This window comes from Bowmanella dokdonensis, assembly GCF_017254865.1.
Taxonomy (GTDB): Bacteria; Pseudomonadota; Gammaproteobacteria; order Enterobacterales; family Alteromonadaceae; genus Bowmanella; species Bowmanella dokdonensis.
On record NZ_JAFKCV010000005.1, the window covers coordinates 170,027 to 190,471 of the forward strand.

A 20,445-nucleotide genomic window follows, 5' to 3' on the forward strand; every position below is an offset into this window, starting at 1 on the left:
ATCTGGTTTGATGGCCAGTATTCACTATTTGTTAAACCTATATTGTCGCGCCTTTGGGCCGATGACAATGAATTCGGTTAATTTCTGTCCGGACGAGTGACCGGCCGCCACGAGGGAAGAAGCGGGAGTACCGGATCCCCGACCACCGCATACGGCCAAAAGGGGTTCAGCGGCTTGGCACGACCTGCGGCCATACTCTTTGCTTCAGGCGGGGACTGGCAGGGGTTGAAGGGGAACAGCCCCAGCGGCTGTCAGCCTTTCTCCACCAGCTCGTTGATCAGGGCATCCATGGCCTCATCATCTATATCCATCTCCTGTTCCACCTGGCTGTGCTGCTGGCGCAGTTGAATCCGCATCAGCTCCAGTTTGATCTTGCGCTCTTCCAGGCAACGCAACGCGTCCCGCACTACCTCACTGGCTGAGCCGTATCGCCCGGTGGCAATTTCGCCGCGGATAAAGCTTTCCCAATGTTCGCCCAGACTCAGACTGGTGGTGGCCATAACAACTACTCACAAAAGCCAATTATGAATAACATCAAAGCGCTATAGCGGCGATATGTCAAATATACTCACCAGCCCCGCTGTTTGGACCCGGCCTGGCGGGTTCAGGAGGGCTCCACCAGGTGGGCAATCAGTACGTACCGCTCGCTGGCCTGGCCGGCCAGGCCGTCAAAGGGATAACAGGTGATCAACAGCAGACGTGTATCACCGGTCGGGGCAAGCACCTGGCTGTCACCCGCGCTGACCACCCGCCCTTCGCTGATGGCAAAGTGCTGAAGGCCAAGGCGGGAATGCAGGGTCACCCTATCCCCGGCCTGCACCTGCTCCAGCAGGGCAAAATGGGTGTCGCGATGGCCGGCAATGGCGATGGTGCCTCTGTGGCCGGGTTCACTGGTGCCGTCCACATGCCCGGGAGCGAAGGCCAACACCCGGCCTGACGCCCCTTGCAGCACATACAGGCTCTGCCCCTTTATCTCCAGTCTGGCCACCGGCCAGGTGTCGGCCCAGCGCCAGGGCCTGACCGGCTCGCCGGTCTGCAGCATCTGCTGCCAGGCATCGGCAATCAGGTACTGGGCCAGTCGAGCCTTGGCCCAGATATAGCCGGCGCTGGCAACCTGCCAACTGGCCAGCGCCAGCAACCCCAGCAGCACAAAGCCTGACCACCCCCTAGTCATAGCGCAACATCCAGAATGGCAGGCACATGGCCAGCAGCAACAGTGCGATCAGCAGATGCTGACGCAGGGAGGTGGCCCCCACAGGTAAACCGCCGAACACTCTTTGCGTGTCCAGCCCCTGGGGAACGGCATTGGGCACAGCCCTGTCGGCAGCCGGCTCCCTGGCCGGCCGGGACGGGGTGACATCGAGTGCCACCAGCGAGGTAAATTCGCTGACGATCTGGTGTCTCATGGCTACCCGTTCAATCTGCCGGTTGTAATACTCAGGGTTGTCGCCCTGCCGGCGTTCGCGACTCAGTTGGGCAATTTTGTGCCGGGCCCACAACTTGTCCAGGCCGCTGGCTTCAGCCTGCGGTTCAAGGGGCAGGCTGACCGCCCATGGCAAGCCGTCGTATACACCGCCCAGCTTGACCTGGCCGCTTCCGGCCTGCTGGCGAAAACTCACCATTACCGGCTCCCCCAAGTACAGATCCGGCAACACGGAAGGGTAAGACTCCACCTTACCGCCAAACTGGGCAAACACCTCCGTCAGAGCCGGATAACGCAGTTTGTCCAGCAATTGCTGCATACTGCCCTGTACCTGCCCGAGATCGCCGATAAAGGTAAAGGTACCGCGGCCGGCTTCGGCTGCCTCGGTCATAAAGTAGCTGTTGGGCGCTGCACCTATCCCCACCGTGAACAACCGGCTCTGCCCCAGATGCCGCCGGATATAGGTCATCAGGGCTTCTTCATTGCCCACCGCCCCGTCGGTAATAAACACCACCTGGCGCAACAGGCCGGTCTGACGCCTGTCATCCAGGGCCAGCGCCAGGGCAGCGGCCATTTCGGTACCACCTTCTGCGTCCAGACCGTCGATAAAGTCGAGCGCCTCGGCCACGCTGTCGGCATTGACCCCCTGGGGCTCGCGCCACAGGGCCCTGGCCTGGGAACTAAACTCAATCAGATTGAAGTAATCCAGCGGGCTCAAATCCCGTATACCCATGGCCAGCGCCGCTTTGGCCTGGAGGATGGACGCAGAGGCCATGGACCCGGAGGTGTCCAGCACAAACACCACTTCACGGGCCTGCACCTGGGGTTGCTCCGAGCTCGGCGGCATCAGCATCAACAGGCCGTATTGCTCATTGCCCTGCACCTGACTGAACAGGGCCGCGGTGGGTCGGCTGTCTGCCCGGGGACGCCAGTTCAGCACAAAGTCCCGGTTGGCCGCCTCTGTTTCTTGTAAGCGAACCTGGTAGTGGTGATCGGCCTGCTCGGCGATCTGTACCCTGTGGTAAGGACTGACAATGCCTTCCAGCGGCATGCCGGCCAGAATTTCCACCTTCAGGGCAACGGCGCCGGGCGGAGCATCGGGATGTTTCAGCGGCGGTGAGATCAGGCTGGCATCCGGCACCTGATCCCTGTCCTGCGCCCAGCCCAGGCTGTTGAACTGCACCTTAAGCGGTTGGCCGGGCATATAGCGGGGCGTAAGGGTCATGGGAAAACGCAGGCTGAACTGTCCGCCCTGGTATGGCACGATTTGCTGATATTCCAGCTCGATCCTGAGGGTTTCGCCTGGGCCGATATTGGCCACCTGGTTGGTAAACAGGTTAGGGCGCTGCTGGCTGACCAGGCTGGCTTTTTTACCCTCCCGTTTGGCCTGTTGATAGAGGGCGCGGGCTGTGTCCCTGGGCTGGATTTGCCCCTCGATAACCCGCTCCCCCACTACCAGCCGCAGACTGTCTACCGCGGTCTGTTCAGGCAGGGGAAAAAGATAAGTGCCGTTCACCCACTGGTCCGATGGATTGGTAAAGCGCTGCTCGACCCGCACCCGCGCCACCAGTCCGGTAACCTGCATATGCACACGGGTGGCCACCGCCGGACTCAGCTTTAAGCCCTGCCACGCGGGACTGGCCAGGGCCAGACTGCCCTGCCGGACATGAGAAAGATCATCCAGGGGAAGAAGCTCCTCCTCAGCCTGTTGTGCCTGGGCAAACAGCGCCCCCAGGCAAAGCAGTAACGGAGCCAGATGAAGCCAGCGGAAAACCGCCGGCCGAACAGCGTATGAGAGTAAAGGAGCCATGCCGGGTTATCCTGAAAGTGGAATACCCTAATTAACCCTCAGACAACTGGCAGAAGCCTGGACAGAATCGGGCAATCCGCTGACATTTTATGGCGAAAATATGGCAACACGGGAAGAAGAGAAACGTCGTGCTGAACCTGTTTCAGCATCCCTTACCCACATGCACCGCCTTCAAGAGATCCTGGAAACAAGTTCATGATGACGATAGACGATAGCCCAGGCCTGGCTTACAGGGAGGGGCCCTGCCCGTGCAAGTGCGTACACACGCCCCTGCCGGCCAGGCGGCCGGTGGCGAAACAGGCTGTCAGCAGGTAGCCGCCGGTGGGGGCCTCCCAGTCGAGCATTTCGCCGGCGCAGAAAAAACCGGGCAGTTGGGTCAGCATTAAATTCTGGTCTAGGGCACTTTGACACACGCCGCCGGCACTGGAGATGGCTTCCTCAATGGGCCGGGTGCGCTCAAGCCTTATTGGCAGGGCCTTAAGATGCTTTGCCAACTTTTCCTGGCTCAGGGTTTGCGGGCGCTCAAGGCATTCATATACCAGCGCCGCCTTAACGCCGCCAAGACCGGCTGTGCGCTTCAGGTATTTGCCGAAGGACTCCTTGGCCCGCTTGCTTCCCAGCCGGTCGGTCAGTTGTGCCAGGCTCAGATCCGGCAGCAGGTCCAGGCTCAGCTCAGCATGACCCTTTTGGTCAATCTGCTCACGCAGGGCTTTGGACAGGGCATAGACCAGGCTGCCTTCCAGGCCTGATTGGGTGATCACGCACTCACCGCGCCGCTCAAGCTTGTAACCGTCACCGGTTTGCACGCTCATCACCACATTTTTCAGCGGCTGTCCGGCAAAGCGCTCTTTAAGATGCTCACTCCAGGTGCAGTCAAACCCACAGTTGGCACTTCGCAGTGGCAGCACCTTAACACCGGCTTCCTCCAGCCAGCGCTGCCAACTGCCATCCGAGCCCAATTGCGGCCAGCTGCCGCCTCCCAGGGCCAGCACTACGGCATCGGCCTGCACATCAACTGTCTCGCCCTGATGCTCAAAGCGCAGCGTCCTATCCGCCATATCCATCAACTTGTGGCGCATATGAAATTCTACGCCTGACTCACGCAAGCGCTTCAGCCAGTGGCGCACCAGCGGCGCGGCCTTCATCTGTTCGGTAAATACGCGCCCGGAACTGCCGACAAAGGTACTGATCCCCAGCCCCTGACACCATTCCCGCAGGGCATCGGCGTTAAACTCATGCAGGGCGGGCGCCAGCCAGTCGGCTTTGTCATAGTAACGTTGGATAAACTCAGCAAAGGGCTCAGCATGGCTGATATTCAGGCCACTGGTACCGGCCAGCAGCACTTTACGACAGGCGCTGGGCTTGGCGTCATATACGGCCACCCGATGACCGGCGGCGCGGATCACCTCGGCGGCCATCAGCCCGGCTGGCCCGGCGCCCACCACCACAACTGTTTTTACTGGCTTCAATCCCGGCCTCTTTCAATATACATATTGATAATCAGGGGATTATCGCATCCACAAACCACACTGTCACAATACGCAAAACTGAATCAGCACACTTATTTCATCGTAGGTTTATTCAATAACACAGCTGTTTGATTGGCTGATATCGAAGGGATAGACTTCGCAAAGAGACAAAAAAAGAGAGCCTTAATGAACCCCCTGGATAGTCGCTGGATACAACGGCTGCAGAACTTCAAAAAGGCCTTTGCCAATCTCAAAAGTGCAGTAGCGCTTACAGAGCAAAGGGCGCTATCGGATCTGGAAAAGCAGGGGTTGATCCACGCTTTTAAGTTTACCTATGAACTGGCCTGGAACACCGTCAAAGATTTTTATCAGTTTCAGGGAGAAGAAGGCTTACAAGGCAGTCGTGATGCGTTCAGAACAGCCTTCCAACTGGGACTGGTACAGGACTGAGACCTCTGGATGCAAATGATCAAGAGTCGTCAGCTCACCTCTAATGCCTACAATCCGGAAGTGGCTGAAGCTATTTACAACAGCATTTGTGAGCAGTATTTTCCGGCCCTGAAACAGTTGGTTGAGAGTCTGGACAAGTTAGCGTGGACGAATAGTTGATGGAGTTCGGCTTATCCGGGGAAGTCATTGACAAGATTCGCTCTGTGTTTTCCCGCCATGCTGACATCGAATCTGCCATTGTGTATGGCTCCCGCGCCATGGGTACCTACAGACCGGGGTCAGACCTGGATATCTGCTTACATGGCAACCTGAATGCCAAACAGTTACTGGCTCTTCACTGCGAGCTGGAAGAACTGGATTTACCCTATCAAATCGATCTTTCAATTTATTCCACCATTAATAATCCCGATCTGCGCCAGCATATAGACAGGGTCGGTAAGTCCCTCTATCCCTGAGTATGGTGCCCTGGCTAAAAAAATCCTATAAGAGTAGGATTTAAAGCTCGTTGGTCGGATTTCTCCTATAAAATCCTTCTAAACTAGGATTTTAATCGTTATCTTTCCTCTGCGCAATTATAATCCTAAATAAATAGGATTATTGACAATCACCCAAAGAATCACTAGTTTAATCCTAACAGAATAGGATTATTAGCAGACATTATGGCTAAACGTGTGGTTCCCGCAGAAAAACCAGATATGACCCGGGCAGTGGATATGGCGATGCTGGGTGCTTATATCCGTTACAAACGCTCGTTACTAGGGATCACCCTGGAAGATGCGGCCAGTCTCAGCGGCGTATCCAAACAGGCATACAGCAATGTGGAGACCGGCAAAGCTAATACGAGGGCCGACACCTTATTCAAGGCACTGGAAGCCCTGGGTATTCAATTGCAGATAGTGGATATTCCGGAGCAAACTGATGACTGGGGCTGATAAGCACCCGACCCTGGAAGTGTATTTCCGCGACGAACCGGTCGCCGAACTGATCTTCAGCCAGCCCAGGGCATGCCAACTTCAGTATACAACGCAGTGGCAGCAAACCGGCTATCCCCTGTCGCCCCACCTTCCCTTGTCAGGTGAGGCAGAAGCCAGTTCAGTGATCAACTTCCTGCGCAACTTGTTTCCTGAAGGATCGGCACTGGAGCTGCTGCTGGAAACGCAGCATCTGTCTAAGAGCAATCTGTACGGCATTCTGCGCACCATAGGCAGTGATCCGGCAGGCGCGCTGAGCTTTTTTAGCGGTCAACCTGACCAGGTCGCCACCGACCTTCGCGCCATCAGCGATGAAGAAGTGATTGCGAGGTTATCCAGCGCCAACCCGCATCAGATTGCCACCTGGGATGGCAAATACCGATTGTCTGTCGCCGGGGTACAGAACAAGCTGAATGTCTATGTCGATGAGAGAAACCGGCTGTTTCTGGCACAGGGACGCTATTCCAGCACCCATATACTTAAATTCGCCTCTGATGCCTGTCAAACAATCGTACTGAACGAATATTTCTGCATGCGCCTGGCCAAGGCCGTGGGTCTACCCGTGGCAGAAGTCAGTTTACGCCGGTTTGGTGAATACGATGCCCTGCTGGTAGAACGTTTTGACCGCAAGCGCCATCCCAATGGGGTGGATAAGCGTCATATCATCGACGGCTGCCAAGCACTGGATATGCCACCCGAATATAAGTACGAGCACAATTTTGGTGGCGGCCGTGACGTACGCCATATTCGCGACGGGGCCTCGCTGGTAACACTGTTTTCATTCGCCAAACAGTGTGCCGTGCCAGCGCTGACGATTCAGCAAATGCTGGACTGGATGAGTTTCAACCTGCTTATCGGTAACAGCGACGCCCACGGCAAAAACATCAGTTTCTTAGTCAATCCTAACGGCATCACCCTGGCGCCATTTTACGATTTGGTATCAGTACTATTCGAAGCCCAGCATAACCCGTCACTGGATACTGAGCTCGCCATGGCCATAGGGGATAATTTCGATATCCATCGTATCACCGCATACGATCTGCTTAGCCTGGCACAGGCAACGCAGTTGGAAGCCAGTCTGCTGAAACGGCGTCTGGACAGAATGGCCAACCTGGTACGCAGCCAGACAGACCAATTGAAGCTGGAAAACCTCCAGCCCGGCCAGCAAGCTCTACTGCAACAACTGGGCAGCCTGATTCACCAGCGTACCGACAAGCTGCTCGCCGAGAGCCGCCAGTTTAAAGCGGTGGCTAGGGATGCATTCTGACAAGGTATTTCCTCCCTCATTAAGCCGGCCAGTTTAGCGCTGTCAAACCGGCTTCAGCCGGGCATCAACCCAACAACCCATTCATCCGGCCAAAATCCAGCTCAGTGTTGGTTGTGCCCGGCATTATTCTGGCACCCACCCGGGTTTCGGATTCAACTGGGCTGGCCATCGTGCCGGCCTGAGCCAGCAACGCCCCATAGGCCTGCAGAAACGGTCCCGGGCCCATGCTGAAACGGCGAATGCCCAGCACCGCCATGCGGGCAATCAACGTACTGTCCGCCGTCACCATCAGGTTCAGGGGCATGGCCACCGCCTCAACCAGTTGGGCGACAATCGCCTCGTCCAACAACCCCGGTACAAAGCCGCCGTCTGCGCCGGCCTGCCGATACGTCTGCAGACGCCGGATGGTCTCCACCAGTGCTGCCTCGCCCTCGGCCAGACCGCGCAGATACACATCGGTGCGAGCGTTGATAAAGAGCTCGTCTGCCACTGCCGCACGAATCGCCCCAATCTTTTCCGCCAGGGATTCAACGGTGCCTGTACCATCCTCCAGATTGATACCCGCCACCCCAAGATGCGCCAGTTGCCGGGCCAGCTCGGCCACCCTGGCCGGGTCGTCGCTGTAGCCCCCTTCAATATCCACCGTCAGCGGCACCCGTGCCACCCGCACAATCCTGCCCACCGCAGCCAGCAGCTCCTGCACCGGCAGGACGTCCCCGTCCGCATACCCCAACGACCAGGCCAGCGAGGCACTGCTGGTCGCCAGCGCCTGCGCCCCGCCCGCCTGCACCAATGCGGCACTGGCCGCGTCCCAGATATTCACCAGCACCAACGGCCGCTCGCCCTGGTGCAGGGCTTTAAATGATTGAACAGAATGACCCGACATACTTTTCTCCAAGGATTGATTAAAACCAGGCACAGATTAGCAGGGGGAAGCCGTGGGTATACGATGATTGCGGAACTGAACCCTAAGCAATCTCACGCTGGAGGTTAGTTTACAGTCGAGCCTGAGTGGATTAGCGGCAGTACCGGCAGTTCAATGCCACCGGCGTTCTTCTCTTGATGACTACAACAAAGGTAGAGGGACAAGTTACGGCTTCTTAGTTCCGTCAATCTCCAGTGCGCCTTTGTCGAAGGTATAAACCAGTGAAACAGTTTGCTTGCCTTTGCTGACGTAACGCTGCGACTTATTGACGATCAGGGCGTCAGCGAAGTCAGCAGTTCTGGCATTGGTATAGTCAACCAGGGCACACCAGACACAATGCCCATCCTCAAATACCACATTGGGCTCTTCAATCAGCCCATGCAGCACTGCGACCAGCTTAGCTTTATCAAGACGGTAACGCTTTCCTCTCAGCGTCCAGATGGTCTCCACCAGGACTACATCAGTGATGAGGACCTTCTCGGAGCCTTCAAAAATTTTACTCGCCCTGGAGGACTGCTTTTCGTCATCTTGCAGCAGGTAACGCAGCACTATATTGGTATCAACAGCAATCATCGCTGCATTGCGCTCTCAAGGGACTCATCTTCGCTCACTTTGTCGTTGACCGGGATACCTTTTAGCAGGCCTTTGGCCGCGCCTTTGCGTTTGGTAACGATAGTGATACTGCCCTGGCGGCTGACGAAGCTTTCATATTCATCGCCGGGCTTGATACCGGCGACTTCGCACTGCTCCAGGGGTAAAGTGACCTGTCTTTTTTGGCTTACTACGGGCATAGACACCTCTTTACTTTAACCTTAAAGTAAAGATTAATACATCTTTACTATTGCGCATAGTAAATACACTGTGTTTTTAGCCTAACCAAATGGACTTTAAGGTATTTCACCACTGGCCGGGAGACACCGGAATGACTAAAGGTGGGGAAAAATTAGCACAGACAATGCTGGGTGATGAAAGAAGAACCGGCGCACTGAGCACCAGTTTTTATTTTACTTTCAGGCTGAAGTTAAATTAACCGCCTGTGTTGTTTTAACTTTGGGCCGCCAGCACGGGGCGGCGCCAGAAACACAGCAGCAACGTCAGGGCCAATACAGAGGCGGAGAGCACCAGCGGCAGCCTGACCGAAGCATCCACCCAATAGCCCGCCGCCAGGGCCCCCAGCGAGGCGGCGCCAATTTTGGCGGCAGCCACCCACATATACACCTGGGCAGCGCTGCCCTCGGGGGCATATTCGCTTCTGGCGGCCAGGGTGGCGGCAAAAAAGCAGGCATTGATCACCCCGCACAGCCAGTAACTGAACAGCCCGGCGTTATAGGACGAGCTCAGCGTCAGCAAGACCAGGGCGGCCAGCAGCAAGCCGCCGTGTTTTCTCAGAAGCAGCAGGGCGTCGGCCATTAAGGGCCTGAACATCAGCAGCAGCGAGCCACACAGACTGCCGACACCATAACTGGTGACCAGATAAGCGCCATTTTGCTTGTCACTGTGCCAGGACTCGCTCAGGTACACCGCCAGCACCGGTAAGGCCGCCACCGAAAAGGCGGCGGCCGAGGTCATCAGCAGGGTTTTCCTAAGCGCGTGGCTGGCGCCAAACAGGGCCACCACCTGTTTCACACTTGGTATGGCCGCATGGTGCTGCGGCGTTTTGCTGACGCCTTTGGGAAAACTCAATATCGCCACGGCGGCGAACAGCGGCAAGGTGGTTAACAGAGTCACCGCCACAGGGATGGAATAGCGTTCACACAACAAAGCAATCAGCATGGGCCCCAGGGTCAGGCCGATGCCATAGCTGATGGTGTCCCAGCTCATGGCACGGCGCCGCAGCGCCTTATCCGCGCCCACCAGCGGCGCTAACTGGGTGCTCAGGCCACCCATCAAAAATGAGCTGCAAGTGCCGCAAATCAGCAAGCTAAAGGCAATCAGCCAGGGGGATGGCCAGGCAAAGGCCTGGACCGCCAGCGGGAAAAAAACAGCATAGATCAGTGCGGTTGCCGCAATGAGCAGGCGCGCATCCGCGACTCTGTCCAGCCAGCGGCCAAACAGCGGCCCCAGTAAGTGCGGCATGGTCAGGCAGGCCGCCAGGATCCCCGCCGCCTTGCCGCTGGCGCCATAGGCATTGGCCAGCAGGATCACCGCCACCGCCGAGCCGCCGGTGGCAGTTCTGGCCAGTACCGCTGCCAGCACATAACGGGCCAGTACCGGCAGCCTCAGTCGGCTAAATGCCAGGGGGAGCTCGCGCATACAAGGCCGACCGGTTAATCCAACTGCAGGCTGGTCAGTTGTGCTTCCAGCTCCTGGCGGGCCGGCCCGGTTAACGGCTTAAGAGGATGAGGCAGGCAATTGCCCTCACAAACCCCCAGTATATCCGCCGCCGTGGCCATTACCCTTAAGCCCCCTTTGCTTTGTACAAAGAGTTGCCAGATGGGCGACAGACGATCTGAGGCCATGGCGGCCGATTCACCCTGGCCGTCGCGCACGGCCTGGATCAGGCACTGTACGGTTTTGGGAAACAGCCCGGCAAGCACCGAATGCCAGGCATCACAGCCGGCGCGCATCCCGGCCACCCCAAACTTATCGGCGCTGACGCCGATGGACAGGCTATCCGGCACCAGCTCTCGCAGGCGTGCCAGGCGCTGCTCGCCCTGGACCTTGTCGCCAAAGGGCATACCGGGGATCTTGACGGCTGCCACATTGGGCAGCCGGCTGATGGCCTGATACAGCTCGTCGCTGAAGGTGAAATTGGTGGCATTGGGATTTTCATACACACACAAAGGCACCGACAGATTGGCCGTGACCTTCTCATACAGGGCATAGACCTCTTCGTCATGCAGGTGATGATAAGACATGGGCGCCAGCAACACCGCATTTACCCCGGCCCGCTGGACGATATCGGCATTGTGCAGTACATCCCGGGTACGCAGTGCGCCGATGCCCGCCATCACCGGAATACCATCGGCCAGGGCCACGGCATTTTCGGCCACCGTACGGCGCTCGTCATTATTCAGGTAAGGGTAAAGGCCGGTGGAGCCCATGGCGCAGATAGCGTCCACTTTGGCATCAGTCAGATTATTGATGATCCGGGCAAAGGCCACCGGGTCGAACTGCTCGTCTTTAAAGGGCGTAAGGGGAAATGCACATAAGCCGGTAAACATTTGAGCTCCTATTAATCCAAGTGGTATCCATGATTAAAATACGATTCTGCCACCGCATGGGATAGAATAGGTTTGGCTCATTCAGCCCATGTCATAAAACATATTGTCATAGGACAAAAATGCAAGTCAAGATCTCAGGCGCCACGGCACAAAGTATTTTTGAATCCATCCGCGAGCAGGTCAGCAGCGGGGCATTGCAAGCCGGCTATACACTGCCGCCGGTGCGGGAGTTGGCCGAACGCCTTGGGGTGAACCGCAATACGGTATCTGCCGCCTATCAGCGCCTGACCCAGGCCGGCCTCGCCGTGACACAGGGCCGACTGGGCACGCGCATTACCACCCCCACCCATGCCGGTGAACAGGAAGGCATGACAGATACCAGCCTGATTGACCTGGCCGACGGCAGCCCCTGCATTGAGTGGCTGCCGGATCTGGATGAGGTGGCCGGCCAGACCCATTTTCACCAGTACCTGTACGGCCAGGCCACGGTGTTGCCGGCCATGCTGGATTACGGCCGGGATTGGTTTGCCGGCAGTTGCCCGGCAGAGTTTGCTATCACCCTGTGTAACGGTGCCATCGACTCCATGGAGCGGCTGATGGCCGCCCACCTGGTGCCCGGTGACAGCGTGGTGGTGGAAGATCCCTGTTATATCAGCTCGGCCAATGCCATGCGCCTGGCGGGCATGAAGGTGGTGGGCGCGGCCATCGACCGCTTCGGTATGCAACCCGACGCCCTGCGGGCCGCGCTTAGCAAAGGTGCCCGCGCCGTGCTGATAACCCCAAGGGCGCATAATCCCACCGGTGCCTGTCTGTCCGCGCAGCGGGCGGCAGAGATAAGAAAGGTGCTGACCGATTACCCCAATGTACTGGTGATGGTGGATGACCATTTCGCGCTGATGGCCAGCTGTGAATACCATTCGGTGATCCCCGATTCCAGCCTGAACTGGGCGGTGCTGCGCTCGGTCTCCAAAGGCTTCGGCCCGGATTTGCGCATGGCCTTTGTGGCCGCCGACAAAGACAGCGTGCAGCGCATCAATACCCGCCTGGCCCCCGGCATGTCCTGGGTCAGCCGGGTGCTGCAATCCCTGGTGCACACCTGCCTGACCAGCGATACGGTGCAAGTCCATCTGGCCGAAGTGCGGGGGCTGTGTGCCAAGCGCCGGAACATGCTGATAGAGGCCCTGGCCGGGCAGGGCATCCACTGCCCCATGACCAGCGACGGCCTGAACGTATGGGTGCCGGTTAACGGCCCCAGCCAGGCCGCGGCCTATGAACTGTCGCGCCGGGGCTGGCTGGTCAGGCCCGGCAGCGCCTTTGATATCAACCAGCAGTCCCAGGCCATCCGGGTCAGCCTGCAAAATCTGGACGAGGATAAAGCCGGTCGGTTTGCCAAGGACCTGGCAGTGATTAGCGCATAGAGCCCCGATCCCTTCAGCCCATCCCGTCATTCCGGCCCCCTCTCACGTCATTCCGGCATGTAGATTAGCCGGAATCTCTGATAGGCAGCCCTGTTTCAAACCGGGACAAGTCCTTTCACCTGTGCCACTTACCCGGCCCCGTTTTCTACCTCATCCAACACAGCAGTCGCTAATTCTTTGAAAACCCAAAAGGCATCCTCCCACTCTACGGGGAACTCTGCATAGACCATCGGGCTTATATACCAAGTCTATTAATGTTGTGGTCACTCAGCGAGAGACAAAATGCTCCATGACAAGGCAGGGGCTTGCAGGTTTAGTGGGGCTAAATCAAAAGCCGCTAACGCAGCCAGGGGGCATTTTGACCTCGCCCGCAGGGAGCGGCCAGATGGGCTTATCTCTGCGTTCCCGTTTTTTGACATAGACACCACTATGCCTTCAAAACGGCGCCTTGACCTAAGCCCATCTGACCTGCTCTGTGTTGAGCGCAACATTAATAGACTTGGTATTAATCCTTATACCTTTCAAAGTGGATTGAATCACTTTCCAGCAGTTTCAATCCATAGCGCAGCTCTTGCAAAGGCGACTCAACCATCTGAGGGTGCTGATTGCCAAACCTCTCTATATCAGCCTGCATTGCTTTTTTAAACAAAGACGCAAGTTCGTTCAGATCAGAAGGTTCAGCCTGCTGAATATGGTAAGTATCATAAATGTGCCGGATAAGGGCTTTGTCATCATTACGCTCACCATCTCTGGCCAAACTTGCGGTCCGTCGTAACATTGACAGCAGCTTTTCTGCCTGGGTATCAAGAATGCTTGCGCAATATAGGCCAGATACCTCATCAGCACCTTTAAGTACTTCTGCGTATATTGACTGGATATCCCGCTTCTGAGGTTGGCTTAACAGCTCAGACTCGGTGAATTCCATCTTGATGAAGGGCCTCAGGCTGGGGGCTTGTTGGTAAGCCTGGGGATAACGAATATCAAAACAGAAATAGCGGTATTCATCCCGAACCTGCGCAGCCCCCTCGGTTGAGAAGCAACTGCTTTGCCTGATTTCTTTGTCGATTAACTGCTTAACTGCCTTTCTGGCTTCTCTTCTGGCGTTACGGGACGAGTGCTGAATAAAGTCGGGGGTTGGGACTAACTTCAGATCAATATCTTCCGACATGCGATAAGTTCTGATGGAAGACTTCGCCAGGGCGGTTCCGCCCGAGAATACAATCTGATAGTGCTCTAACTTCAGCGCACTAATGAGCCCAAGCAACTGAACAACATAATAGTCTTTTTCAATTATTGCCGGATTACCGAGCCCGATGGCATCGGCAACATCAACAAACAAACTGGTATCAAGCGGTGTTGACACGCTGAGCGCCTACCGCGATTTTACGGGTAAATCGCGGATCCTTGGGAATAATCCTGACCGTTGCAGGAATCTGTGTACTTTCACCTGCCAAACTCATCTGGGACAGCCCATCAAGCTGATAATCAACACCCAACTTTTCCATCGCTTCGATAACCACACCGTCAGCACCAGCATTATTATCCGGCATTGGTTTACCGGTAATACGATTGATACGGGCACGGGCATACAATCCGTAGCCAATCTTGAGCAGCAAGCCGGCTTTAACAAGCGCTCTCAGCGCCCGTCCCACCTGATCATAGTCGGCAATATCCTTGAAATCAGAGCGCAGAAATACCGAGCGCTTAGAGCGCTTCACACGGGTTTTAACTTTGTCCAGGATAGCCATACAAAATCTCCAATATCACCGCTTTGAGTCTATGCAAAAATACGACAATTATCAAACGCAAAAATACGACAAAAAACTTGCCGTATCAGCTTCGCTGGACTGTCTCTACGGCAGATCAAGCCAGGCTTAGATCAGCAGGGAGAAGAGTGAGGAATACGATGATTGCAGAACAAACACAGAATTGTCTTAAGGCTTACTCTGCACTTGGTGGGAATGGTGCGAATCGAACATACTGAACGAATCGAATGATATTTTAAGGTCAAAACGATGGACATTCTTTCGGCTAACGAAGCGAAGACCCATTTTGGCGATATGCTGTTAAAAGCGCAGCGTGCTCCAATTCAGATCAACAAAAACGGCAAGCCCGTTGCTGGGGTGGTATCCGCTGAAGAATATGAGAGCATCGAAGCGGTCAAGTTGCGCTTGCTGCAATCAAGAGCCGTGCAAGCCGATGCAGATATAGCAGCAGGAAACCTGGTCGACGGTGAATCCTTTTTCAATGAAGTGCAGTCGGGTCAACACGACTAAGGCGTAAAGGGAGTCATTGGCAACCTACCGCTTAGCCCGATCTCATTGAAAGTTGCCGGTAATCATCTGGTAGAGCGTGAAACAACAAAATAGCGTGCAACAGCTAAAGCACCACTCCCGCCCCCAGCCACGACCCCGTCATTCCGGCCCCTGAACCGGAATCTGCTCTAGAACCTATAAATGGTCAGGCACCAAAACCTAAATTTGATTTAGGCTTGCTAAGCAAAATAGCGACACCCTTGCCGGGTCTGAGCACAATCAGGCAGCCCTTCCATACCTTTAAAACTGCACGGCATCACCGCAAAGGTTATTGTGCATTTTTTGCGTTATCGTCTTGTTCTGCTCGTCTAAAGCTCCGGATTAAACACAGGCGCTCAAGAAGAAAGCCAACGATTACCATCATCCCGGCCCCCATCCCGTCATTCCGGCATGTTGTTAGCCGGAATCTCTCGCAGACGGTACCGCCTTGCAGGGCTTCAGCGGACCAATCAGATCAATTCCCAGAACCAGGCAAACGCCCCTGGCGCTTAAGCCGCCGACGCACCCACAGCCGGTACAACCAAGACAGCAGCGGCTTAACCAACGGCAACCCAATCACCCAGCCCAGCCACCGGTACCGGGGTAAGCGGCCAAACAGCAGCCGATAGGCATCCAGCTCCCGCCAGATACGCCCCTGTTCATCCTGCACATGTAGCTCCAACAAAGCCCGCTTCGGGTCGATACCTAACGCCTCCAGATCATCTTTATGGGTATTAATATCCACCCACTGGATATCTTCGCCATACTCCACGCGCTTTTCATACCAGACCCTGTCCTTGCGGCAACGCGGACAATCGGCATCGTAGAAAACCCGCAGGCTGGAGCGTTTTGATTGACTGTTCATGCTGTCAGCTTAGCTGACTGGTGGTGGTTTTTGGTTGGCTGAAGTGGACGCAAGGCGAAATTCTATCGCTTTTTATGATAGTCATCTCTTTGTATTCAAAAGAAAAACAGATTGGCGTATGCTCTGGTAAAAGTAGCCAAGATCGGTGCAGGACAAAGGAATAATATGGCTAGACCGGAAAGCTGGAGCGAGCAGGAAATCACTGCAACGGTCGCAGACTATATCCGGATGCTGACGCTTGAATTAGCAGGGCAAAGCTATAACAAAACCGAGCATAGAAAGGCTCTGCTGACCAAGCTAAACAACCGCAGCGAAGCCGCTGTTGAGCTAAAGCACCAAAATATTAATCTCTCCATTCTCTCACCAGTGTGGAACTGAAAAATACACAAGACGTTTTGGTGATTATCCAGTTTTAATAATTGTCTTTCATTGGTAGAGATGGCAGGATTTGGCAACCATAATGCAACGTCGGCAAAGGTAAGGCTATGGTAAACGCTGAAAATGAGATCCTAACTTTAGATGAGGTTGCAACCTATCTGAAAGCAGGAAAGCGTACAGTCTATCGCTTAGCTGCAGCCAAGAAGATCCCTGCTTTTAAGGTCGGTAGCACGTGGCGGTTTTCACGTGTAGAAATCGACAACTGGATCAAGCAGCAATCAATATATCCTGCGACTGGAAGCGATTAAGATCGCAGCTCTGGCAAGGTTGGGTGACGCTCAGAATTGTATTGTTAGGCAGCTTTAATTGCCGATCACAAAGAGAAAGTTAAATGCGGATTCGGGGAATAGTATAAATGGCGGCATCAAGTGCAATTCGGAAAAAAACTGCCCGGCTCAGAGGGGGCAATCCGCCACGATTTATGGACTTGTTCGCCGGATGCGGTGGGATTTCCCTTGGGTTTGCCACTGCAGGCTTTGAGCTTGTTGCCTCCGTGGAACTGGACCCTTGGGCTGCAGAGTCTCATGGGGCCAATTTTGCGGCCGTAAGCCACGGCAGAAATCTACAGGCCCATTTCAAGGCTCGTGACATTACTCGTGAAGATCCTGCTTCCATTTTCAAGGACCTGGATATTTCTGGTTCTGTTGATGAGCAGGTGGATGTTCTGGTTGGGGGACCTCCTTGTCAAGCCTTCGCCCGCGTGGGGCGCGCCAAGCTCCGTCATGAGGCACACCGCCGAGAAGAGGACGATGCGGATATCGCATTTCTGGTGGATGGCAGGGTGAATCTCTGGCAGCGCTATCTGCATTACGTCCGCGAAACCAAGCCTCTTGCTCTTCTGATGGAGAATGTGCCGGACATCCTGAATCACGGTGGTAAGAATGTCGCAGAGACTGTGGCAGAGCACCTTAGGAAGGAAGGCTATTTGGTCCGCTACACCCTGCTAAATGCCTCATGGTTCGGCGTCCCCCAAATACGAGAGCGCATGTTTCTGATTGGAGTTCATGAGAGCCTGGATGTGGATGTTGTATTTCCTACACCCACCCATCACACGTTGCTACCAGCTGGATATGGGGGCACACGTGCGGCAGCTCGAAAGCTTATCCCGCGGCACAACGGACACAACCAGGAAGTTGGGCACGGTCACTGCTGGATCAGCGACCCGACCGAAGATGACGGCCTGCCTTCAACTACCACCGCCGGCGAGGCGCTTGCAGATCTACCTCCGATCTTTGCCCTAGACCTTCTGGAGAAAGGACAGATCACACGCGGCCGCAAGGATCCAGCTGACCCAGTGTTTTATACATCCCACAAACCGACAACCGCCTGGTCCCGATTGATGCGGCAATGGCCGGGATTCTGTACTGCTGACCAGACCACGGGACATGTCATTCGCTATCTGCCCCGCGACTATAAGATCTTCCGCATGATGGAGGAAGGCTGGCAATATCCGGAGGTCTGGCACTTCATTGAAGAGAAACGCCAGCAGCTAATGAACAAACGCTGGCTGTCGGGTGAAAATAAAAATGCAGATCCCGCCCAGATTCGGGGATTTATCAAAGAGTGGACGCTGCCCTACGACCCGGGAAAGTTTCCTAACAAATGGTGGAAACTGTACCGAGACAAACCGGTACGCACACTGATGGCGCATCTGGGCAAGGACTCGTACAGCCATATCCATTTTGACAGCGATCAAGCGAGAACCATCTCTGTCAGAGAGGCGGCAAGATTGCAGTCTTTCCCAGATGGGTTCGTGCTTCGCGGAAGTATGAACCCGGCGTTCAAGCAGATTGGCAACGCTGTGCCACCGTTAGTCTCCTACGCGATCGCCATGGAAATACGAGCGATGATTGGCTGTCAAACGATCCCCGATATGCGCCATGAACTGCTGAGCCCCAAAAAACAGAAGGTTGCGACCACCGGATGGAGTGAAAAGAAGAAATGCGTTTCCTGATTCTGCGAATCCTGACCCACAGTGAACTCGGTATGTTTCACGAGTACCGGCGACAGGGGAAGGAAGGGTCCAAGCAAAGGGCCATAAATTTTGACTGGAATGTGGTTGACCGGGTTTTCCCTGCAGCCAAGGATTCTGATCTTATCGAAATGGACCTACTTCACGACACGGACAAAGGAGTGAGTAATGCGCGGCAGTGGCTGAAGCGCCAGGATAAGAACTGGCGCCTAGAGGGGAATTGTCCGAAGGACAAACTTTACCACTATGTGGAGCCAGGCTGCCTATTCGCAATGGATGTAGAGGCGGGAAAAAGTCCCGCTTCCGGCGCATGGGCTGTATTCTCAGCAGATGATCATGTGACCAGAGCAATCTTGGCAGACGGCGAAAGCAGTGGGCTTGCAAAGTCCGCAATGATTGCTCTTCACGACGAAGAGGGAATGCGTACTTGGCAGATACTGAGTGATGCGCGGCCCGATCTTTTCTCGGCACCTAAGAAGGAAGGGATTATGTCTACGCCTGTTAAAAATGTAGTGTTGAACAACGGTGTTGAGCTGGCCCCCAACCCTGCCAGACTTGTGAAAATCCTGGCAGCAGTCGGTCACACGATGCCGTCAGCAGTTGCCGACTTGGTGGACAATGCGATCAGCGCCGATGCAACAGATATCTCCATAAAGTTCGGACGTCCAGACGGAGGGCACGGTCGATGGATGAGCATAACTGATAACGGCTGCGGCATGGATTCTGAAAGATTGTCTGAAGCCATGAGAATCGGCGGCGATTCCGTATACGAGGACAACAGCCTGGGTAAGTACGGTTACGGTCTTAAGGGCGCATCCTGGTCCCAAGCAAAGGTTTTCACGGTTGCGACAAAACTGGAAGGCGAGCAGTCACACCACCTGACTTGGGACGTTGACAATATGGAAGGATGGATCGCCACATCTAACCCTATGGAACCCTGGGAGTTGGAAGCCACTGTTCTTGGAAGCAGTGGGACGGTCGTTCTCTGGAAAGATATGCGTCCGCCGCAAAATCTGTCGGCAGCCCGCGGCCTGGACCCGTATTCGTATGAAGTCATGCTTCTGGAGCGTCATCTCGCGCTGGTCTTTCACCGCTTCCTTGAAGGCAAAGCCGTCGGTCGGAAAAAAGTAACAATCACCATCAACGGCAATCATGTCGAACCCAACAACCCGGTTGGTCACCCTCTTGCCTCCGCTTACGACGCCAAGACTGTCCGCATACCGACGGAATACGAGGATGGCAAGGTAATGGTGCAGGCTTATCTACTTCCGAATGAGGAAGAGATTGCCGCATATCACCAGAAAGAGGGCGCCGATGCTGCCCGTCGGGCACGTGACCTGATTAGCCTGCACGGCAATTGGAATGATACCCAGGGACTGTTCATATACCGTCACGATCGCCTTATCAAGTGGGGTGGATGGCATCAGATGTGGCGAACTAACGACGAGAAAACCAAACTCGCGCGAGTAGTCGTCAATTTTGACAAAGTGTTGGATGATGCCTTTAAAATCAATATCAGCAAGCAAATAGTCCAGCTTCCAATGCAATTACAGGCAGAGATAAAAAGTCTCGCCAATCTCGCCCGCAAGGACAGTCAGAAGAAATACCGAAAACCACGGCAGACTCCCACTACTCAACCTCATGCTGGCTTCTCCACTGGTGCAAACGCCACAAGAAATGGCGCAGAAAAAATGTCCGCGCCCACTCTATCACCTACAGTGTCACCGGGAGCTTCGCCTACTCCAGCACCGAAAGTTGGTATCAAAGAAGTCAAGACAGACAAGTTTGTGTGGAAGGTGACAAAAGGGATGACAGGCTCCCTTGATATTCAGGTCAGTGATCTCAATCCGGGATTGTCCGCCCTGGTGCGCCAAATCCGCTCCGATCCTCATGCCCTTTCGCATTTGGCCGACTTTCTCGGCGGTCTGGATGAGGCGGAGGTACAAAGACATCTGATGACAGAAAGAGATGACTGATGG

21 protein-coding genes and 1 pseudogene are annotated in these 20,445 nt (G+C 55.2%); 10 read left to right on the forward strand and 12 right to left on the reverse strand.

What is annotated here, in order from left to right:
• Positions 1–251: 251 nt before the first annotated feature.
• The 4 genes from J0A66_RS10995 to J0A66_RS11010 all read right to left on the reverse strand — a co-directional run bounded on the left by J0A66_RS10995 (position 252) and on the right by J0A66_RS11010 (position 4,702).
• Positions 252–500, reverse strand: coding sequence for a type II toxin-antitoxin system ParD family antitoxin (locus tag J0A66_RS10995; RefSeq protein ID WP_206573862.1), 249 nt, complete (start codon positions 498–500; stop codon positions 252–254).
• Positions 501–604: 104 nt separating this feature from the next.
• The gene (locus J0A66_RS11000; protein ID WP_206573863.1) at positions 605–1,174 is read right to left on the reverse strand and encodes a class GN sortase; all 570 of its coding nucleotides are present in this window, start codon (positions 1,172–1,174) and stop codon (positions 605–607) included.
• Positions 1,167–3,233 (reverse strand): marine proteobacterial sortase target protein, encoded by a 2,067-nt coding sequence (locus tag J0A66_RS11005; RefSeq protein WP_206573864.1) that lies wholly within the window; start codon positions 3,231–3,233, stop codon positions 1,167–1,169. Before J0A66_RS11005 ends, J0A66_RS11000 begins: the two co-directional genes overlap by 8 nt.
• A gap of 227 nt (positions 3,234–3,460) precedes the next feature.
• Positions 3,461–4,702, reverse strand: a complete 1,242-nt coding sequence (locus J0A66_RS11010) for a TIGR03862 family flavoprotein (RefSeq protein WP_241264145.1) — start codon at positions 4,700–4,702, stop codon at positions 3,461–3,463.
• 186 nt (positions 4,703–4,888) lie between these two features.
• Here J0A66_RS11010 and J0A66_RS23400 point away from each other — a divergent pair.
• From J0A66_RS23400 to J0A66_RS11035, 4 genes and pseudogenes are all read left to right on the forward strand, one after another.
• A pseudogene (locus tag J0A66_RS23400) lies at positions 4,889–5,311 on the forward strand (nucleotidyltransferase substrate binding protein).
• Entirely contained in the window at positions 5,311–5,607 is a 297-nt protein-coding gene (locus J0A66_RS11025) for a nucleotidyltransferase domain-containing protein (RefSeq protein WP_206573867.1), read from the forward strand. The pseudogene J0A66_RS23400 and the gene J0A66_RS11025 overlap by 1 nt, the downstream one beginning before the upstream one ends.
• A 204-nt stretch (positions 5,608–5,811) precedes the next feature.
• On the forward strand, positions 5,812–6,084 hold the full coding sequence (locus J0A66_RS11030; RefSeq protein ID WP_206573868.1) for a helix-turn-helix domain-containing protein: 273 nt from the start codon (positions 5,812–5,814) through the stop codon (positions 6,082–6,084).
• Positions 6,071–7,390, forward strand: a complete 1,320-nt coding sequence (locus tag J0A66_RS11035; protein ID WP_206573869.1) for a HipA domain-containing protein — start codon at positions 6,071–6,073, stop codon at positions 7,388–7,390. Before J0A66_RS11030 ends, J0A66_RS11035 begins: the two co-directional genes overlap by 14 nt.
• A gap of 64 nt (positions 7,391–7,454) precedes the next feature.
• Here J0A66_RS11035 and J0A66_RS11040 read toward each other — a convergent pair whose 3' ends face one another.
• The 5 genes from J0A66_RS11040 to J0A66_RS11060 form a co-directional block, all read right to left on the reverse strand.
• Positions 7,455–8,276 (reverse strand): isocitrate lyase/PEP mutase family protein, encoded by an 822-nt coding sequence (locus tag J0A66_RS11040; protein WP_206573870.1) that lies wholly within the window; start codon positions 8,274–8,276, stop codon positions 7,455–7,457.
• A gap of 204 nt (positions 8,277–8,480) precedes the next feature.
• Positions 8,481–8,888 carry a type II toxin-antitoxin system VapC family toxin gene (locus J0A66_RS11045; RefSeq protein WP_206573871.1) on the reverse strand — a complete coding sequence of 136 codons (408 nt, stop codon included), beginning with the start codon at positions 8,886–8,888 and terminating at the stop codon, positions 8,481–8,483.
• Positions 8,885–9,106: an AbrB/MazE/SpoVT family DNA-binding domain-containing protein gene (locus J0A66_RS11050; RefSeq protein ID WP_206573872.1), complete on the reverse strand. Its 222-nt coding sequence runs from the start codon at positions 9,104–9,106 to the stop codon at positions 8,885–8,887. Before J0A66_RS11050 ends, J0A66_RS11045 begins: the two co-directional genes overlap by 4 nt.
• 253 nt (positions 9,107–9,359) lie before the next feature.
• Complete coding sequence (locus J0A66_RS11055; protein ID WP_206573873.1) at positions 9,360–10,568, reverse strand: MFS transporter; 1,209 nt, start codon at positions 10,566–10,568, stop codon at positions 9,360–9,362.
• Between the two features lie 14 nt (positions 10,569–10,582).
• Complete coding sequence (locus J0A66_RS11060) at positions 10,583–11,479, reverse strand: dihydrodipicolinate synthase family protein (protein ID WP_206573874.1); 897 nt, start codon at positions 11,477–11,479, stop codon at positions 10,583–10,585.
• 119 nt (positions 11,480–11,598) lie between these two features.
• Between J0A66_RS11060 and J0A66_RS11065 the strand changes: the two genes are divergently transcribed.
• Positions 11,599–12,897 (forward strand): aminotransferase class I/II-fold pyridoxal phosphate-dependent enzyme, encoded by a 1,299-nt coding sequence (locus J0A66_RS11065; protein ID WP_206573875.1) that lies wholly within the window; start codon positions 11,599–11,601, stop codon positions 12,895–12,897.
• A gap of 505 nt (positions 12,898–13,402) precedes the next feature.
• Here the strand turns inward: J0A66_RS11065 and J0A66_RS11070 are convergent.
• Both J0A66_RS11070 and J0A66_RS11075 read right to left on the reverse strand, forming a co-directional pair.
• Positions 13,403–14,260, reverse strand: coding sequence for a nucleotidyl transferase AbiEii/AbiGii toxin family protein (locus J0A66_RS11070; protein WP_206573876.1), 858 nt, complete (start codon positions 14,258–14,260; stop codon positions 13,403–13,405).
• Positions 14,244–14,645 (reverse strand): DUF6088 family protein, encoded by a 402-nt coding sequence (locus J0A66_RS11075; RefSeq protein WP_206573877.1) that lies wholly within the window; start codon positions 14,643–14,645, stop codon positions 14,244–14,246. The genes J0A66_RS11070 and J0A66_RS11075 overlap by 17 nt, the downstream gene beginning before the upstream one ends.
• Before the next feature lie 267 nt (positions 14,646–14,912).
• Here J0A66_RS11075 and J0A66_RS11080 point away from each other — a divergent pair, with 267 nt between their 5' ends.
• Positions 14,913–15,173 (forward strand): type II toxin-antitoxin system Phd/YefM family antitoxin, encoded by a 261-nt coding sequence (locus J0A66_RS11080; protein ID WP_206573878.1) that lies wholly within the window; start codon positions 14,913–14,915, stop codon positions 15,171–15,173.
• A 493-nt stretch (positions 15,174–15,666) separates the two neighbouring features.
• Here the strand turns inward: J0A66_RS11080 and J0A66_RS11085 are convergent, their stop codons facing one another.
• Positions 15,667–16,056, reverse strand: coding sequence for a thiol-disulfide oxidoreductase DCC family protein (locus J0A66_RS11085; protein WP_206573879.1), 390 nt, complete (start codon positions 16,054–16,056; stop codon positions 15,667–15,669).
• A 111-nt stretch (positions 16,057–16,167) separates the two neighbouring features.
• Here J0A66_RS11085 and J0A66_RS11090 point away from each other — a divergent pair, with 111 nt between their 5' ends.
• From J0A66_RS11090 to J0A66_RS11105, 4 genes are all read left to right on the forward strand, one after another.
• A complete protein-coding gene (locus J0A66_RS11090; protein ID WP_206573880.1) occupies positions 16,168–16,434 on the forward strand; it encodes a hypothetical protein in 267 nt (88 codons plus the stop codon).
• Positions 16,435–16,541: 107 nt separating this feature from the next.
• Positions 16,542–16,742, forward strand: coding sequence for a methylation-associated defense system helix-turn-helix domain-containing protein MAD1 (mads1, locus tag J0A66_RS11095; RefSeq protein WP_206573881.1), 201 nt, complete (start codon positions 16,542–16,544; stop codon positions 16,740–16,742).
• 107 nt (positions 16,743–16,849) lie between these two features.
• Positions 16,850–18,448, forward strand: coding sequence for a DNA cytosine methyltransferase (locus J0A66_RS11100; RefSeq protein ID WP_206573882.1), 1,599 nt, complete (start codon positions 16,850–16,852; stop codon positions 18,446–18,448).
• Positions 18,436–20,442 carry an ATP-binding protein gene (locus tag J0A66_RS11105; protein ID WP_206573883.1) on the forward strand — a complete coding sequence of 669 codons (2,007 nt, stop codon included), beginning with the start codon at positions 18,436–18,438 and terminating at the stop codon, positions 20,440–20,442. Before J0A66_RS11100 ends, J0A66_RS11105 begins: the two co-directional genes overlap by 13 nt.
• Positions 20,443–20,445: the final 3 nt, after the last annotated feature.

What these genes read in the sequence shown, in the direction of transcription:
- mads1 (WP_206573881.1), top strand. Translation starts at nt 16,542, where the DNA reads ATGGTAAACGCTGAAAATGAGATCCTAACTTTAGATGAGGTTGCAACC.
- J0A66_RS11045 (WP_206573871.1), bottom strand. Translation starts at nt 8,888, where the DNA reads ATGATTGCTGTTGATACCAATATAGTGCTGCGTTACCTGCTGCAAGAT.
- J0A66_RS10995 (WP_206573862.1), bottom strand. Translation starts at nt 500, where the DNA reads ATGGCCACCACCAGTCTGAGTCTGGGCGAACATTGGGAAAGCTTTATC.
- J0A66_RS11085 (WP_206573879.1), bottom strand. Translation starts at nt 16,056, where the DNA reads ATGAACAGTCAATCAAAACGCTCCAGCCTGCGGGTTTTCTACGATGCC.
- J0A66_RS11025 (WP_206573867.1), top strand. Translation starts at nt 5,311, where the DNA reads ATGGAGTTCGGCTTATCCGGGGAAGTCATTGACAAGATTCGCTCTGTG.
- J0A66_RS11055 (WP_206573873.1), bottom strand. Translation starts at nt 10,568, where the DNA reads ATGCGCGAGCTCCCCCTGGCATTTAGCCGACTGAGGCTGCCGGTACTG.
- J0A66_RS11050 (WP_206573872.1), bottom strand. Translation starts at nt 9,106, where the DNA reads ATGCCCGTAGTAAGCCAAAAAAGACAGGTCACTTTACCCCTGGAGCAG.
- J0A66_RS11075 (WP_206573877.1), bottom strand. Translation starts at nt 14,645, where the DNA reads ATGGCTATCCTGGACAAAGTTAAAACCCGTGTGAAGCGCTCTAAGCGC.
- J0A66_RS11000 (WP_206573863.1), bottom strand. Translation starts at nt 1,174, where the DNA reads ATGACTAGGGGGTGGTCAGGCTTTGTGCTGCTGGGGTTGCTGGCGCTG.
- J0A66_RS11080 (WP_206573878.1), top strand. Translation starts at nt 14,913, where the DNA reads ATGGACATTCTTTCGGCTAACGAAGCGAAGACCCATTTTGGCGATATG.
- J0A66_RS11040 (WP_206573870.1), bottom strand. Translation starts at nt 8,276, where the DNA reads ATGTCGGGTCATTCTGTTCAATCATTTAAAGCCCTGCACCAGGGCGAG.
- J0A66_RS11105 (WP_206573883.1), top strand. Translation starts at nt 18,436, where the DNA reads ATGCGTTTCCTGATTCTGCGAATCCTGACCCACAGTGAACTCGGTATG.
- J0A66_RS11100 (WP_206573882.1), top strand. Translation starts at nt 16,850, where the DNA reads ATGGCGGCATCAAGTGCAATTCGGAAAAAAACTGCCCGGCTCAGAGGG.
- J0A66_RS11030 (WP_206573868.1), top strand. Translation starts at nt 5,812, where the DNA reads ATGGCTAAACGTGTGGTTCCCGCAGAAAAACCAGATATGACCCGGGCA.
- J0A66_RS11035 (WP_206573869.1), top strand. Translation starts at nt 6,071, where the DNA reads ATGACTGGGGCTGATAAGCACCCGACCCTGGAAGTGTATTTCCGCGAC.
- J0A66_RS11065 (WP_206573875.1), top strand. Translation starts at nt 11,599, where the DNA reads ATGCAAGTCAAGATCTCAGGCGCCACGGCACAAAGTATTTTTGAATCC.
- J0A66_RS11060 (WP_206573874.1), bottom strand. Translation starts at nt 11,479, where the DNA reads ATGTTTACCGGCTTATGTGCATTTCCCCTTACGCCCTTTAAAGACGAG.
- J0A66_RS11005 (WP_206573864.1), bottom strand. Translation starts at nt 3,233, where the DNA reads ATGGCTCCTTTACTCTCATACGCTGTTCGGCCGGCGGTTTTCCGCTGG.